This is a genomic window from Pseudomonas sp. IT-232MI5 (assembly GCF_949767845.1).
In the GTDB taxonomy this organism is placed as follows: Bacteria; Pseudomonadota; Gammaproteobacteria; order Pseudomonadales; family Pseudomonadaceae; genus Aquipseudomonas.
On sequence record NZ_CATKQE010000006.1, the window covers coordinates 1 to 14,052 of the forward strand.

At 59.0% G+C, this 14,052-nt stretch carries 13 protein-coding genes; 8 read left to right on the forward strand and 5 right to left on the reverse strand.

All coding sequences use genetic code 11. From position 1 onward, the window contains the following. Positions 1-94 precede the first annotated feature (94 nt). The 3 genes from ACM6JQ_RS05770 to ACM6JQ_RS05780 all read left to right on the forward strand — a co-directional run bounded on the left by ACM6JQ_RS05770 (position 95) and on the right by ACM6JQ_RS05780 (position 3,415). Entirely contained in the window at positions 95-895 is an 801-nt protein-coding gene (locus ACM6JQ_RS05770) for a glucose 1-dehydrogenase (protein ID WP_414893378.1), read from the forward strand. Next, positions 888-2,714 carry a glycoside hydrolase family 15 protein gene (locus tag ACM6JQ_RS05775; protein WP_007917130.1) on the forward strand — a complete coding sequence of 609 codons (1,827 nt, stop codon included), beginning with the start codon at positions 888-890 and terminating at the stop codon, positions 2,712-2,714. The genes ACM6JQ_RS05770 and ACM6JQ_RS05775 overlap by 8 nt, the downstream gene beginning before the upstream one ends. Before the next feature lie 311 nt (positions 2,715-3,025). Further along, on the forward strand, positions 3,026-3,415 hold the full coding sequence (locus ACM6JQ_RS05780) for a hypothetical protein (RefSeq protein ID WP_007917131.1): 390 nt from the start codon (positions 3,026-3,028) through the stop codon (positions 3,413-3,415). Here ACM6JQ_RS05780 and ACM6JQ_RS05785 read toward each other — a convergent pair. Both ACM6JQ_RS05785 and ACM6JQ_RS05790 read right to left on the reverse strand, forming a co-directional pair. Next, positions 3,387-4,019 (reverse strand): hypothetical protein, encoded by a 633-nt coding sequence (locus ACM6JQ_RS05785; protein WP_414893379.1) that lies wholly within the window; start codon positions 4,017-4,019, stop codon positions 3,387-3,389. The two genes, ACM6JQ_RS05780 and ACM6JQ_RS05785, sit on opposite strands and share 29 nt — an antisense overlap. A 76-nt stretch (positions 4,020-4,095) precedes the next feature. Beyond that, positions 4,096-5,079: a GlxA family transcriptional regulator gene (locus ACM6JQ_RS05790; protein ID WP_095111790.1), complete on the reverse strand. Its 984-nt coding sequence runs from the start codon at positions 5,077-5,079 to the stop codon at positions 4,096-4,098. A gap of 89 nt (positions 5,080-5,168) precedes the next feature. Between ACM6JQ_RS05790 and inhA the strand changes: the two genes are divergently transcribed. From inhA to ACM6JQ_RS05810, 4 genes are all read left to right on the forward strand, one after another. Next, on the forward strand, positions 5,169-5,855 hold the full coding sequence (gene inhA / locus ACM6JQ_RS05795) for an isonitrile hydratase (protein ID WP_414893380.1): 687 nt from the start codon (positions 5,169-5,171) through the stop codon (positions 5,853-5,855). Between the two features lie 231 nt (positions 5,856-6,086). Continuing rightward, complete coding sequence (locus tag ACM6JQ_RS05800) at positions 6,087-6,878, forward strand: CPBP family intramembrane glutamic endopeptidase (RefSeq protein ID WP_095111792.1); 792 nt, start codon at positions 6,087-6,089, stop codon at positions 6,876-6,878. A 102-nt stretch (positions 6,879-6,980) separates the two neighbouring features. Next, a complete protein-coding gene (locus ACM6JQ_RS05805) occupies positions 6,981-8,546 on the forward strand; it encodes a methyl-accepting chemotaxis protein (RefSeq protein WP_095111793.1) in 1,566 nt (521 codons plus the stop codon). A 205-nt stretch (positions 8,547-8,751) separates the two neighbouring features. Beyond that, positions 8,752-9,276 (forward strand): hypothetical protein, encoded by a 525-nt coding sequence (locus ACM6JQ_RS05810; RefSeq protein WP_414893381.1) that lies wholly within the window; start codon positions 8,752-8,754, stop codon positions 9,274-9,276. Between the two features lie 177 nt (positions 9,277-9,453). On the opposite strand, the gene ACM6JQ_RS05815 is transcribed toward ACM6JQ_RS05810, so the two are convergent. From ACM6JQ_RS05815 to ACM6JQ_RS05825, 3 genes are all read right to left on the reverse strand, one after another. After that, positions 9,454-9,819, reverse strand: coding sequence for a DUF6124 family protein (locus tag ACM6JQ_RS05815; protein ID WP_095111795.1), 366 nt, complete (start codon positions 9,817-9,819; stop codon positions 9,454-9,456). Between the two features lie 605 nt (positions 9,820-10,424). Further along, positions 10,425-10,790, reverse strand: coding sequence for a DUF6124 family protein (locus tag ACM6JQ_RS05820; RefSeq protein WP_095111796.1), 366 nt, complete (start codon positions 10,788-10,790; stop codon positions 10,425-10,427). A 1,059-nt stretch (positions 10,791-11,849) separates the two neighbouring features. Continuing rightward, positions 11,850-12,530 (reverse strand): alpha/beta family hydrolase, encoded by a 681-nt coding sequence (locus tag ACM6JQ_RS05825; protein ID WP_414893418.1) that lies wholly within the window; start codon positions 12,528-12,530, stop codon positions 11,850-11,852. A gap of 95 nt (positions 12,531-12,625) precedes the next feature. Here ACM6JQ_RS05825 and ccoN point away from each other — a divergent pair, with 95 nt between their 5' ends. Continuing rightward, positions 12,626-14,050, forward strand: a complete 1,425-nt coding sequence (ccoN, locus tag ACM6JQ_RS05830; protein ID WP_008082029.1) for a cytochrome-c oxidase, cbb3-type subunit I — start codon at positions 12,626-12,628, stop codon at positions 14,048-14,050. The last annotated feature ends 2 nt before the right edge of the window (positions 14,051-14,052 follow it).

The window sequence follows — 14,052 nt, forward strand, 5'->3', positions numbered from 1 at the left end:
CTGCGGCACGCTGCGATCTTTTGATCTTCGAGCTGAACTCTCATCGCTCGCCACCAGTCAGCTTTATAAGCCCTCACTCAAGGCGAGACCCCGCATGCACATCTCCCTCACCGGACAAACAGCCCTGATCACCGGCGCCAGTTCCGGCATCGGCCACGCGTGCGCAAAAGCCCTCGCCGCCGCCGGCGCCGCAGTAATCATCAACTACAACCGGCAGGCAGAACCAGCCGAGGCACTGGCCCGACAGATCATTGCCGATGGTGGCCAAGCCATCGCCATCCGCGCCGACGTATCAAAGGAAGACGAGGTTGAACGGCTGTTCGCCGAAACCCTCGATGCCTTCGGTTCACTGGACATTCTGGTGGCCAACTCGGGTATGCAAAAAGACGCCGCCGCTGTGGATATGTCGCTGGACGACTGGAACGCAGTGATCGGCGTCAACCTCACTGGGCAGTTCCTCTGCGCCCGCGCTGCCCTGCGCATCTTCAATCGCCAAGGCATTCGTGAAGGCGTGTCCCGTGCGGCCGGCAAGATCATCCACATGAGTTCGGTGCACCAGCGCATTCCCTGGGCCGGGCACGTCAATTACGCCGCGTCCAAGGGCGGCGTCGACCAACTGATGCAGACCCTCGCGCAGGAAGTCAGCCACCAACGCATTCGTATCAACGGCATTGCGCCGGGGGCCATTCGCACGGCGATCAATCAAGACGCCACTGAAGGCGCTGCCGGCGAAAAGCTGCTTGAGCTGATTCCCTACGGGCGCATCGGCGATGCTGAAGACGTCGCCAATGCGCTGGTCTTTCTCGCCTCCGACGCCTCCGATTACATCGTTGGCACCACCCTGTTCATCGACGGCGGCATGAGCCTCTATCCGGAGTTTCGCGGCAATGGCTGAGCATCACCTGGAACGACAAAGCCCGATCGACGCCCACGGCATCATCGGCGACATGCGCAGTGCGGCACTGATCAACGACCGTGGCAGCGTGGATTTTTTCTGCTGGCCGGAGTTCGACAGCCCGTCGATTTTCTGTTCGTTGCTGGACACCCCCGACGCGGGGATTTTTCAGTTGGCGCCGGACCTGCCCGATGCCCGCCGCGAGCAGATTTACCTGCCAGACACCAATGTTCTGCAAACCCGCTGGCTGAGTGAGCGTGCGGTAGTCGAGGTCACCGACCTGCTGCCGATCGCCGATAACGCAGACGATTTGCCGTTGCTGATGCGCCGGGTGCGCGTGGTCAGCGGTGAAGCGACCTTCCACGTGCGTTGCGCGGTGCGCCATGACTATGCCCGCGCCGCCACCCGCGCGCGGATGGACCAGCAAGCAGTGATCTTCAGTGCCGATGGCCAGCCATCGATGCGGCTGACCTCGGATCAACCACTGCACATCGAGACCGACGCAGCGGTAACCTCATTTACCTTGAAACAGGATCAGACAGCCGCGTTTCTGCTCGGCGGCGAAGACGATCCGCGCTTCGAGGAAGGCGCTGCGCAATTGTGCATGGAGCGCACGCTGAAGTTCTGGCGCGACTGGCTCGGGCAGTCAATCTATCGTGGACGCTGGCGCGAAATGGTCAACCGTTCAGCCCTTGCGCTCAAGTTGCTGACCTCGCGCAAACACGGCGCGATTCTCGCCGCCGCCACCTTCGGTCTGCCGGAAACGCCGGGCGGCGAGCGCAACTGGGATTACCGCTACACGTGGATCCGCGACGCCTCGTTCACGGTGTACGCGTTCATGCGTCTGGGCTTTGTCGGCGAAGCCAACGACTACATGGGCTGGCTGCGCGGACGGGTCAGCGATTGCCACGGGCAACCGATGAAACTGAATATTTTGTACGCCATTGACGGGCAACAGGAATTGCCGGAAACCGAACTGACCCATCTGTCCGGACACGGCGGCGCGCAACCGGTGCGCATCGGCAATGGCGCGTACGATCAGATCCAGCTCGACATCTTCGGCGAACTGATGGACGCGGTGTATCTGGTCAACAAATATGGCGACGCGATTTCCCACGAGGGCTGGCGACACGTGCGCGAAGTGGTCGATCAAGTCTGTGAAACCTGGCAGACCACGGACGTCGGCATTTGGGAAATGCGCGGTGAGCAACATCATTTTCTGCATTCGCGGCTGATGTGCTGGGTGGCGCTGGACCGGGCCATTCGCCTGGCTTCGAAACGCTCGCTGCCGGCCCCGTTTGCGCAATGGGACAAGACCCGGCAGGCGATTTACGCCGACATCTGGGACAACTTCTGGAACGAGGAGCGCGGGCATTTCGTCCAGTACAAGGGCGGCACGGCGCTGGATGGCTCGATGTTGTTGATGCCGCTGGTGCGTTTCGTCAGCGCCAAGGATCCGCGTTGGCTCGCGACCCTCGCGGCCATCGAAAAGACCCTGGTGCGCGACGGCATGGTTTACCGCTATCGCAATGACGACAGCAATATCGATGGCCTGGCCGGCACCGAAGGCGCCTTCGCTGCGTGCTCGTTCTGGTATGTCGAATGCCTGGCTCGCGCGGGGCAGGTTGAAAAAGCCCATCTGGAGTTTGAGCAATTGCTGCGCTATGCCAATCCGCTGGGCCTTTACGCCGAAGAGTTCGACGCCCATGGCCGGCACTTGGGCAATACCCCACAGGCATTGACGCATCTGGCGTTGATCAGCGCGGCGAGTTTTCTGGATCGGCGTTTGAGCGGGGAAAAGAGTGAGTGGCAGCCTTGAACTCGTCCGATTCTTCGTCAGCGTCTGTCAGATAAATCGCATTTTAAACGCCTCTTGTGGGAAGCCGGCCTACACGCCACACACATCACCCAGCGCCGAGTTTCGGCGCTGGGCCTTGCAGCGGTTACCTGCGGCGACACTTTGTGTAAATCAATGCCCGCAAAAAACTCACAAACACCACGCCAAGCTCCCCTCGTAACTTGCACTTACACCCCGAAATACCTTGTTGCCAGCGGTTACATCCGCCCCTACCATCCACCGCAACGGGCACAGCGGAGCTGTCCAACAAAACCCGAATTCAAGGAACCAGAATGAGCCAGCACGTCCAGCGCAACATCGCCGCCCCTCTTCGCACGGGCCTGACCCGCACCCAGCTCTGGGAAGCTGCCGACCAGGGTCTGATCAAATGCTGGGAAGTCGGCCGACAGCGCGCCGCGCGTTTCCCCCATATCGCCCAACAGTGCCTCGACGGTGAACTGCCGGTGCTCGGCTGGAAAGGTGGCGTGAGTCGCAGCCTGAAAAAGCTCGAAAAATACGGCTCGCTGAAATACCTGGCGCAGTGGCAAGGCTTGCGCGGCGAGGATCTGAATATTGATTTGAGTGAAGAGCGTTCGCTGACGTGCTCGCGGACGAAGATGGTGGTGACGTTTACCCCGGACCGGACGAAGTACTTTAATCAGATGGCGGAAGCCGAGGCTTAGCCGTACGGAAGTCCGCTCGGTAGCAATCCGGGAACAGCGCGCAGACGCCGTACTGGGCATCCAGATCGGCCATGTGCTGGTAAAACTGCTCAATTTCCCAGAACGTCTCATCCGCGACGGTGATCAAGTAGAAGTAACTGAGTTGATGATCATTGGGCAGCACCAGCGCAAACTCTGGCAGCGCGTCCATCCTCGGCGCATTAGCCAGCGCCGTGAGCATAGGTGTCGGCGCCTGGGACAACTGTTCGAAGTACTTCTCTTTATAAGCCGCCAGGCCGATAGCTTCGCCCTTGGCCCTGGCATCGATCAGTTGCGCCAGGTTGGCGCGGCGCTGCTGCCAGTACGCGGCTGGCAGGTCGACATTCATTTGTTGTTTATGCTTGGCCACTGCCTCATCTGCAGAGATTTGGCGTTTTGGTTCGCCCGGCTCGGCGGCGGCGCGTGCGTCGAGTTCCTTGAACGACAGCATGATCTTCGACTTGGCAAACATGCGCTCCATCAGTTCACGGCGTTGCGGGGTGTCCGGCAGTGACGGTGGCGGTGAAGCGCAACCAGCCAGCATCGCGACGAATACCAGCAGAGCAAGCAGCGATTTGAGTGACATGCATCGTCCTTGAAGTCGGTCGGCAGAATAAGCTGTGCAGTCTATCTGAACCCGGAGAGAGCCCCGCCGGAAATGCTCAAGGCATTACCGGATCTACTGCAGTGCTGAGCGAAAACCGCTCGCGATACGCCTGCGGCGTCACGCCAATCGCCCGTAGAAAGCTACGGCGCAAGGTTTCTTCACTGCCAAATCCGCAATTGGCCGCGATCCGTTTCACCGGCAGGCCGGTGTCGCTGAGCAAGCGCCGCGCCGTCTCGACACGGATCAGTTCAATCGCCCGCGCCGGGGTCTGGCCGGTGTCGGCACGATAATGGCGGACGAAACTGCGTTCGCTCATGCCCGCCTGCTCGGCAAGGGTCGGCACGCCAAGATCGCAGGTCAGGTTTTCGGCGATCCACGCGTGCAGTTCATCAAACCGATTGCCCTGATTCTGCAGTGACAGGGTCACGCTGAACTGCGATTGCCCACCGGGGCGCTTGAGGAACACCACCAGATGGCGGGCGACGTCCAGCGCGATGTCGCTGCCCAGATCTTCTTCGACCATCGCCAGAGCCAAGTCGATGCCGGCGGTGACACCTGCCGAGGTCCAGACCGGGCCGTCGTTGATGAAGATCGGATTGGCCTCGACTTGCAGTTTTGGGTGCTGCTGCGCCAGTTGTTCGCAGCGGGTCCAGTGGGTGACGACTCGGCGACCGTCGAGCCAGCCGCTGGCAGCCAGCAAAAACGCGCCGGTGCAGACCGAGGCCACGCGTCGACATTTGGCGGCGTGTTCGCGCACCCAATCCACCAGCGCCATGTCTTCAGCCGCCGGATAGATGCCCCAGCCGCCGGCGATGATCAATGTGTCGCTGGGCGCTTCGGGCAACGGTTCGGCCAACACCGCCAGACCAGCCGACGACATCACCGCCCCGCCGCCGCTGGCAATCACGCTCGGCGCATACGGAATGGGCAAACGGCGCTGACGGGCGATGTCGTTGGCCGAAGCGAACACCTGCAATGGCCCGGTGACGTCGAGAATCTGCATGTTGGCAAACGCGAGTACGTGGATGGCTTTGGGCATTTGGCGTAATTCGTGGGGTTATTGGCGTATGCGCCAGAACCTACGCGCCTACAGTGAAGCCGTCCACCCCTTTTCATGGAGCAAGAACAATGACGCTGCAGATCGGTTTTCTATTGTTTCCGCAGGTTCAGCAACTCGACCTGACCGGGCCGTACGACGTGCTCGCCTCGTTGCCGGGCGTGCAGGTGCATCTGATCTGGAAGGATCTGATGCCGGTCACCGCCAGCACCGGCCTGCTGCTGAAACCGACCATCACGTTTGAGGATTGTCCCAATCTGGATGTGATCTGTGTGCCCGGCGGTGGTGGCGTTGGGGCGTTGATGGAAGACCTAGTGACGCTGGACTTCATCAAGCGTCAGGCTGCTCAGGCGAAGTACGTGACATCGGTGTGCACCGGCTCGCTGGTGCTCGGCGCGGCAGGCCTGCTGCAAGGCAAACGCGCGACCACGCATTGGGCGTATCACGATCTGCTGCCGACACTGGGCGCGATTGCAGTGAAGGATCGGGTGGTGCGTGACGGCAATCTGTTTACCGGCGGTGGGATTACGGCGGGGATCGATTTTGCCTTGGTGTTGGCGGCTGAGTTGGTGGATGCCGACACCGCGCAACTGATCCAGTTGCAACTGGAATATGCGCCGGCGCCGCCGTTCAACGCGGGCAGCCCGGAGACTGCGCCGGGGGCGATTGTCGATGAGGCCCGTTTGCGCGCCGCGCCATCGCTGAAGCTGCGCACGGAAATCACCGAGCGTGTGGCCGCGAAACTTAACCTGCACTGATTCCCAGCCATCCACAAAACCCTGTGGGAGCTGGCTTGCCAGCGATAGCGGTGTACCAGTCGATGAAGATGTCGGCTGTGCAGGCCTCATCGCTGGCAAGCCAGCTCCCACAGGGGACCAGTGTTGGTCACAGGTTCGCGCACTGTCCCGGTTTGCCACCACACCTTCACTTGTCCCCACGCCCCCACCCGTGTAGAAAGCCCTTCCACAAAATTTGCACAGGGACTTTCGATGAAGGCTTTGCCATGGCTCTATCTGGCGCTTCTCAGCCTCGGTTACGGATGGGCGCTGAGTTACGGTCACCTTGGCTGGCTGGCGTTGATTTCCGTTGGCCTGCTGGTATTCGCAGGCTTTGCCGTGCGCCAACAACAGGTGCCGGTCGCACGTTTTCTCGGTCATGGCCTGTTTATCGTGCTGGCTTTGGCGCTGGCCCTGCATTGGCTGCCGGGTTTCGCCAACGGTCGCGCCATCAACCCGCAGCGCTTCACCGACAACGCCGTGCCGTTTTCGATGTACCTGAATCTCGACAAACCACTGATTGGCTTCTGGCTGTTGCTGGTCTGCCCGTGGATTGTCGGGCGACGTTCGTTGCGCCTGAGCGTGTACGCCACCGCCCTCGCCCTGACGCTGAGCGCAGTTCTGGCCCTTGGCGGTGCGCTGTTGCTGGGTGTGATTGCCTGGGCGCCGAAGTGGCCGGATCAGGCGTGGCTGTGGGTGCTGAACAACCTGCTGCTGGTGACTTTGGTCGAGGAGGCGCTGTTTCGCGGCTATATACAGGGCGGCCTCAGCCAGCGCTTCAAACACCTGCCGTACGGTGAAAACCTCGCCCTGCTGCTGGCCTCGCTGCTGTTTGGTCTGGTGCATGCCGGCGCAGGCTGGACGTGGGTGTTGCTGGCGGGTCTGGCGGGTGTCGGCTATGGTCTGGCCTACCGTTTTGGCGGGCTCGGCGCGGCGATCGCCACGCATTTCGGCCTGAACCTGCTGCATTTCGGTTTGTTCACCTATCCGATGCTCGCTGGCTGAAGCAAGCGCCGTTTTGCGACGCTGTGCTGATTATTGAAAAAAAATTTCAATAAAAAGCTGTCACCGCCGACAACCTTTCAAAGCCTTGCGGATTGAAAAACCATGCGTAACAACCAGCCCATTACACAACGCGAACGGACTTTCCCGGCTCAGCAGCGGTTGATCTCCACAACCGACGCCAAGGGCGTGATCACCTACTGCAACGACGCCTTCGTCGAGATCAGCGGGTTTTCGCGTGAAGAACTGATCCGTGCGCCGCACAACCTGGTCCGTCACCCCGACGTCCCGGCGGCGGTGTTTTCGCACATGTGGGGCACACTGAAACAAGGCTTGCCATGGATGGGCATTGTCAAGAATCGCTGCAAGACCGGTGACCATTACTGGGTTAACGCCTATGTAACACCGGTGTTCGACGGCAATCAGGTAGTCGGTTACGAGTCGGTGCGGATCAAACCCACCGCCGAACAGATCCACCGTGCCGAAGCGCTCTACCAACGCATCAACCAAGGCAAGTCGGCGATCCCTTCCAGCGACAAATGGCTGCCGGTGCTGCAAGACTGGCTGCCGTTCATTCTGGTCAGCCAACTGAGCTTCGTGATCGGCGCGACCCTGAACTCGCAGTGGGGCTTCGCCCTCGCCGCCGGTCTTTCGGTGCCGCTGGGTCTTATGGGCCTGCAATGGCAGCAACGCGGGCTCAAGCGCCTGCTACGTCTGGCCGAGCAAACCACTTCCGACCCGCTGATCGCGCAGATGTACACCGACAGCCGTGGCGCCCAGGCGCGTCTGGAAATGTCGATTCTCAGCCAGGAAGCACGCCTGAAAACCTGCCTGACCCGACTGCAGGACACCGCCGAACACCTGACCGATCAGGCCAAGCAATCCGACCGACTGGCACACAGCAGCTCGACCGGCCTGGAACGTCAACGCGTGGAAACTGAACAAGTGGCCACCGCCGTCAACCAGATGGCCGCGACCACTCAGGAAGTGGCGAGCCACGTGCAGCGCACCGCTGACGCGACTCAAGAAGCCAATCGCCTGACCGGTCGCGGTCGTGACATCGCTGGCGAAACCCGCGAAGCCATTCAGCGTTTGTCTGTGGTCGTCGGCGAAACCGGCCTGACCGTGACCCAACTGGCCAAGGACAGCGACGAAATCGGCGGCGTGGTCGATGTGATCAAAGGCATCGCCGACCAGACCAACCTACTGGCACTGAACGCTGCGATCGAAGCCGCGCGTGCCGGTGAGATGGGCCGTGGCTTTGCCGTGGTGGCTGACGAAGTGCGTCAACTGGCGCAACGCACCAGCGAATCGACCGGGCAGATTCATGCCCTGATCGCCAAGTTGCAGCAGACGGCTTCGAGTGCCGTGCAAACCATGGAAGCCGGGCATCGTCAGGCTGAAGAAGGTGTGGCGCGAGTGCTGGAAGCGGATCAGGCGTTGGTCGGGATCAGTGAAGCGGTGGCCAACATCACCGACATGACCACGCAGATTGCTGCGGCGACGGAAGAGCAAAGTGCGGTGGCTGAAGAGATCAGCCGCAACATCAGCAATATTTCGGAGCTGGCGGATCAGACGTCGGAACAGGCGCATAACTCGGCGTTGCTGAGTGAAGAACTGACGAAGACGGCTAACACGCAATACTCGTTGGTGGAGCGGTTTAACCGCTGATTGTTCTAGCAGGATAAAAAAACCGGACAGCGAAAGCTTCCGGTTTTTTATTACCTGAAAAAAAGAAAAAGGCGAAAATGCACATTCCGCGAACTTTGTCTAGCTGACAACTCTGACAGTAGACAACATTCTAACAACTGAATATCTATGAAATACCGCTCGATCAATCGACGGGATACCCCCTACGAGACAGAAGGATTTCATCGTGAACTTCAGAGATTTTTATAACGAAGAAAACACCCCTCAGACAAATAACTTCGAAACAGAGGACAACGAATTTCAGTGGCAGATCGATTCTTTATCCACCGAAGCGCAAAGAACACTATTCTATAACTCAAGCACGATAACTAATAACTCATGGATATTTTACGGCTCCGTAGGCTCCGTCGATTCAGAGAATCTTTTTGGTTTTATGCTCGCAGTGCCGTATATCAACGAAGACATACTGAAAGGCACTTATACACTTGCAACGGGCTTGTACTGTGACCACAGACATTCAATCAATAAGGGCGGACTGAAAGGCTGGCGAGTTATCCCAGCGGGTGATGCGACATTGAGCATTAAGCTTGATCCTGTACAAGGGACTGTTGAAGGTGAATTCGAAGCGACATTTACAAAAACAAAACCCGACGACACGCCCGAACAAATAAGACCCAAAGGTACTTTCAATTTAAAGAGAGATGACTTGAAAGCCAAACAGTATTTTGAGGCATTACCGGATACTGTTTGATGTACCGCAAAGAAATAGCGGGAAGTTGGCCTGTGATTTTTTGGTGTTGTCTGTGATGCCGCTTTCGCGAGCAGGCTCACTCCTACATTGGATATGCGGTGGTCACAGATATGTGCCCGACAACAATCCCCTGTAGGAGTGAGCCTGCTCGCGATGCGGCCATAACAGCCAGTTAAATTATTGAGGCAACTTCAGCTTATCCAGCAGCCGATTGACCAACAGCTCGTTGAGCATGATCACCTGTTGTAGCGCCAGCAACGGTTTGCGCTCCGGGCCGCCGATTGAGTTGGCGATGTTGCCGGCCATGGCGTGGGCGTATGAAAGCGACTCGCTAGCCTCGACCAGGAGGGTTTCGTCATCCAGCGTGGGGTCGACGAGATAGACGGGGCGAAACTTGGGCGAGCTTGGTGGAGCACCCAGGGCTTCGGGTCGGAGGTAGTAGTCGAGGGCGCGGTCGGTTGCTTCTTTGATCTTTTGCGGGCTGAGCGCTGGGTCGTGGGGGATTGGATCAGTGGCTGGAGGGTTGGGCGTGATTTTGAACATGGATGAAACTCCTATCGCAGTTTAAGGAACCATCACCCTCGCTACCAAACGAGTGGGTGGTGGCCGTACGCGGGTTGGTAGACCGGCTGCAATAGGAACCCGGCGCTCACGAGTGAGCCCCACGCATGACCACCATTGAACTGGGCCTCTACAAAGAGACAGAACAGGGTGTTGCCACACGGCTATTACAGACGGGCTACCAAACCCGATCACTGATTTGCAGTGACAGGCAAACGATATAGCCCGGCCCATAGCCGCGTAAGCCGGCGGATTCTGGCGTACGCGTAGGTAACGGCGCAAGGTGTTGTAGGCCCGATGGCGTAACGGATTGTGTGATTTAAACGTGCTTACAGGATTGCGTTTGCGGGCAGAAAAAGCGCGAAGTCGGGCTGTGATTTTAATGTTGTCTGTGATGCCGCTTTCGCGAGCAAGCTCGCTCCCACATTTGGACCGGGTGCATCAGTGAGAGGTTGGTTAGTCGTCAGGCCGTCATCGCGAGCAGGCTCACTCCTACATTGGATATGCGGTGGTCACAGATATGTGCCCGACAACAATCCCCTGTAGGAGTGAGCCTGCTCGCGATGCGGCCATAACAGCCAACGACTTTATTGAGGCAACTTCAGCTTATCCAGCAGTCGATTGACCAACAGTTCGTTGAGCATGATCACCTGTTGCAGCGCCAGCAACGGTTTGCGCTCCCGGCCGCCGATTGAGTTGGCGATATTGCCGGCCATGGCATGGGCGTATGAAAGCGACTCGCTAGCCTCGACCAGGAGGGTTTCGTCATCCAGCGTGGGGTCGACGAGATAGACGGGGCGAAATTTTGGTGAGTTTGGTGGGGCTCCCAGTGCTTCGGGTCGGAGGTAGTAGTCGAGGGCGCGATCCGTCGCTTCTTTTGTCTTTTGAGACTCAAGCGCTGGGTCGTGAGGGGTTGGGTCGATGCCCGGAGGGTTTGGCGTGGCTTTGAACATAAATATCTAATTCCTGATCAAGGGCCGCGACCGTTCTCTACTAAAAGAAGGGTGGCGGCTGTGCGCAGGTTAGTAGACCGGAGGAATTAGCAAGACCGGCGCGCTCGAAAGCGCCCTGAGCACAGCCACCATTGAGTACAGGCAGATGCGCCTGACTTTATGGGACCTATGCACTTACTAAAACCATACGAGCTACTAAACCCGACCACTGATGGGCAGTGGCAGGCAAACGATATAGCCCGCGCTATGTTCGTGTAAGCCGGCGGATTCTGGCGTACGCGTAGGTAACGGCGCAAGGTGTTGTAGGCCCGATGGCGTAACGGCTCGTGTACTTTAAACGCGCTCGCGGAATCATGTTTACGCACAGGAAATGCTGGGTAGTGAGCGCTACCAGTTCTTGATCGTGTCAGCGAAATAGCCCCTCACCCTAACCCTCTCCCAGAGGGAGAGGGGACTGATCGAGGTGTTTGGTAGAGTTACGCCGACGTGAAAGTCCGAGTTGAACGCAAATTTTGAGAGACCCACCATCGGCTCCCTCTCCCTCGGGAGAGGGCTGGGCGGGCGGCGTTCCGATGAGGGGCAAGAGCACCACAAAACCAAAGCCGAACACCGCTTTTCACCACTCAATAGGCCGAGTGTCAGCTCGCCTGCTTTTGATCTTGATCCACGGGCGACGTCGGAAGGCTGAGTGGAGGGATTGATCCGGGGGTGGGAGCGCAGCGACCGTTTGGCGAAGCCAAACACAGCGAGAGGAGGTGCAGCGAAGCAAACCGTAGGCGCTGCGCCCGGATCGATCCCGGAGCGAAGGAACCCCGAGCCTTAGCGAGCGGGCCGCACGTAGGAGCAAGCCTTTTGGGTTACCTTTTCGGCGTTTGGAAAAGGTGACCCGCCGTAAGGGCGGAACCCTGAGCGGCCTTTACCGCAGCAACGGATATGTACCCAAAACGAAAAACTGTGTCGCAGCTGAAATCGATCCCCCTCACCCCAGCCCTCTCCCCCATGGGGGCGAGGGGGAAGGGAGCAGATCTTCATGCAGTTCAAAATCTCAGCCCAGCTCGGTCAGTTGCAGAGAAACTCGGCTATTTTCTGCGCAGCGCTGGCCAAATGCTGTTCATGGGTAAACCCGGAAACCTTTAATGGCTTGAGATCATGATCGCCGGCAGCTAACCACGCCACCTCAATACTCGGTGACAAGGTGTAAGCCTCGACAGCCTCCCGATTGCCCAGCGCATCCCGCTCGCCTTGCACAATCAACGTCCGAGTCTGCAAAGAAGCCAAATGCTCAACCCGAGGCTTCTCCGGCTTCCCCACTGCATAAAACGGATATCCCAGACACACCAGCGCATCAGCCCCCAACTCATCAGCAAGCAGACTCGCCATCCGCCCACCCATCGACTTCCCGCCAATGGCCAAAACCCCAGCGACATGACGCCGCACCTCGGCATACACCTCACGCCAACATTCCTGCAGTTTCGCAGCAGGATTCGGCGGCCGCTTCACCCCATCCACCCGCCGCTGCGCCATATACGCAAACTCAAACCGCAACACATTCACCCCAAGCCCGGCAAGGCGCCCAGCCATATCATTCATCCAGTCACTGTCCATCGGCGCCCCCGCCCCATGCGCCAGGATCAACGTCGCAGAAACTTCACCATTGGCGGCATCCCAAAGCCACCCATGATCACGCACGCACTGCGCCCATTGATCCCCGTCAATACTGGCCTTGTGCTGTTTGTCCATGCTTGCCTCGCTTTTAGTCTGCCTATAACTCCAGACGAAGGATTCGCGGCGTTTCTCGCGCGCGCTCACTTCGGCTGAACCGTGGATGGGGAACCATGAACACTTCTATCAGTACCGCCTACAACTACAAGGTGGTCCGCCAATTCGCCATTATGACGGTGGTGTGGGGCATCGTCGGCATGGGCCTCGGGGTTTTTCTCGCGGCCCAATTGGTCTGGCCCGAACTCAACTTCAATTTGCCCTGGACCAGTTTCGGCCGTCTGCGCCCGCTGCACACCAACGCGGTGATCTTCGCGTTCGGTGGCTGTGCGCTGTTCGCCAGTTCGTTCTACTCGGTGCAACGCACCTGCCAGACCCAGTTGTTTGCACCAAAAATCGCCGCGTTCTGCTTCTGGGGCTGGCAGTTGGTGATCCTGCTGGCGGCGATCAGCCTGCCACTGGGTTACACCAGTTCCAAGGAATACGCTGAGCTGGAATGGCCGATCGACATCCTGATCACCATCGTCTGGGTCGCCTACGCCATCGTGTTCTTCGGCACGATCATGCAGCGCAAGACCAAGCACATTTATGTGGGCAACTGGTTCTTCGGCGCGTTCATCATCACCGTGGCGATTCTGCACATCGTCAACAACCTTGAGTTGCCGGTGAGTTTCACCAAGTCGTACTCGGTGTACGCCGGTGCAACCGACGCGATGGTGCAATGGTGGTACGGCCACAACGCCGTAGGCTTTTTCCTCACCGCCGGTTTCCTCGGGATGATGTACTACTTCGTGCCGAAACAGGCCGAGCGTCCGGTGTATTCGTATCGCCTGTCGATCGTGCATTTCTGGGCACTTATCACCCTGTACATCTGGGCCGGCCCGCACCACTTGCACTACACCGCGCTGCCGGACTGGGCACAGTCGCTGGGCATGGTGATGTCGCTGATCCTGCTGGCACCGAGCTGGGGCGGCATGATCAACGGCATGATGACCCTGTCGGGCGCCTGGCATAAGTTGCGCAGCGACCCGATCCTGCGTTTCCTCGTGGTCTCGCTGGCGTTCTACGGCATGTCGACCTTCGAAGGTCCGATGATGGCGATCAAGACCGTCAACGCCCTCTCCCACTACACCGACTGGACCATCGGCCACGTCCACGCTGGCGCCCTCGGCTGGGTGGCGATGATCTCGATCGGCGCGCTGTACCACATGATCCCGAAAATCTTCGGCAAGGCGCAGATGCACAGCGTCGGTTTGATCAACGCGCACTTCTGGCTCGCGACCATCGGCACCGTGCTCTACATCGCCTCGATGTGGGTCAACGGCATCGCCCAGGGCCTGATGTGGCGCGCAGTGAACGAGGACGGCACGCTGACCTACTCCTTCGTCGAAACCCTGGTGGCCAGCCATCCAGGCTTCGTCGTGCGGCTGATTGGCGGGGCGATCTTCCTCAGCGGCATGTTCCTGATGGCTTACAACACCTGGCGCACCGTGCGGGCCTCGCAGCCTGCTGACGTCGTTGCTGCCGCGCAGATGGCCTGAGG

Excerpts from the sequence above, each read along its gene's own strand:
- ccoN (WP_008082029.1), top strand. The coding sequence starts at position 12,626 with ATGAACACTTCTATCAGTACCGCCTACAACTACAAGGTGGTCCGCCAA.
- ACM6JQ_RS05775 (WP_007917130.1), top strand. The coding sequence starts at position 888 with ATGGCTGAGCATCACCTGGAACGACAAAGCCCGATCGACGCCCACGGC.
- ACM6JQ_RS05780 (WP_007917131.1), top strand. The coding sequence starts at position 3,026 with ATGAGCCAGCACGTCCAGCGCAACATCGCCGCCCCTCTTCGCACGGGC.
- ACM6JQ_RS05800 (WP_095111792.1), top strand. The coding sequence starts at position 6,087 with ATGAAGGCTTTGCCATGGCTCTATCTGGCGCTTCTCAGCCTCGGTTAC.
- ACM6JQ_RS05825 (WP_414893418.1), bottom strand. The coding sequence starts at position 12,530 with ATGGACAAACAGCACAAGGCCAGTATTGACGGGGATCAATGGGCGCAG.
- inhA (WP_414893380.1), top strand. The coding sequence starts at position 5,169 with ATGACGCTGCAGATCGGTTTTCTATTGTTTCCGCAGGTTCAGCAACTC.
- ACM6JQ_RS05820 (WP_095111796.1), bottom strand. The coding sequence starts at position 10,790 with ATGTTCAAAGCCACGCCAAACCCTCCGGGCATCGACCCAACCCCTCAC.
- ACM6JQ_RS05790 (WP_095111790.1), bottom strand. The coding sequence starts at position 5,079 with ATGCCCAAAGCCATCCACGTACTCGCGTTTGCCAACATGCAGATTCTC.
- ACM6JQ_RS05805 (WP_095111793.1), top strand. The coding sequence starts at position 6,981 with ATGCGTAACAACCAGCCCATTACACAACGCGAACGGACTTTCCCGGCT.
- ACM6JQ_RS05785 (WP_414893379.1), bottom strand. The coding sequence starts at position 4,019 with ATGTCACTCAAATCGCTGCTTGCTCTGCTGGTATTCGTCGCGATGCTG.
- ACM6JQ_RS05815 (WP_095111795.1), bottom strand. The coding sequence starts at position 9,819 with ATGTTCAAAATCACGCCCAACCCTCCAGCCACTGATCCAATCCCCCAC.
- ACM6JQ_RS05770 (WP_414893378.1), top strand. The coding sequence starts at position 95 with ATGCACATCTCCCTCACCGGACAAACAGCCCTGATCACCGGCGCCAGT.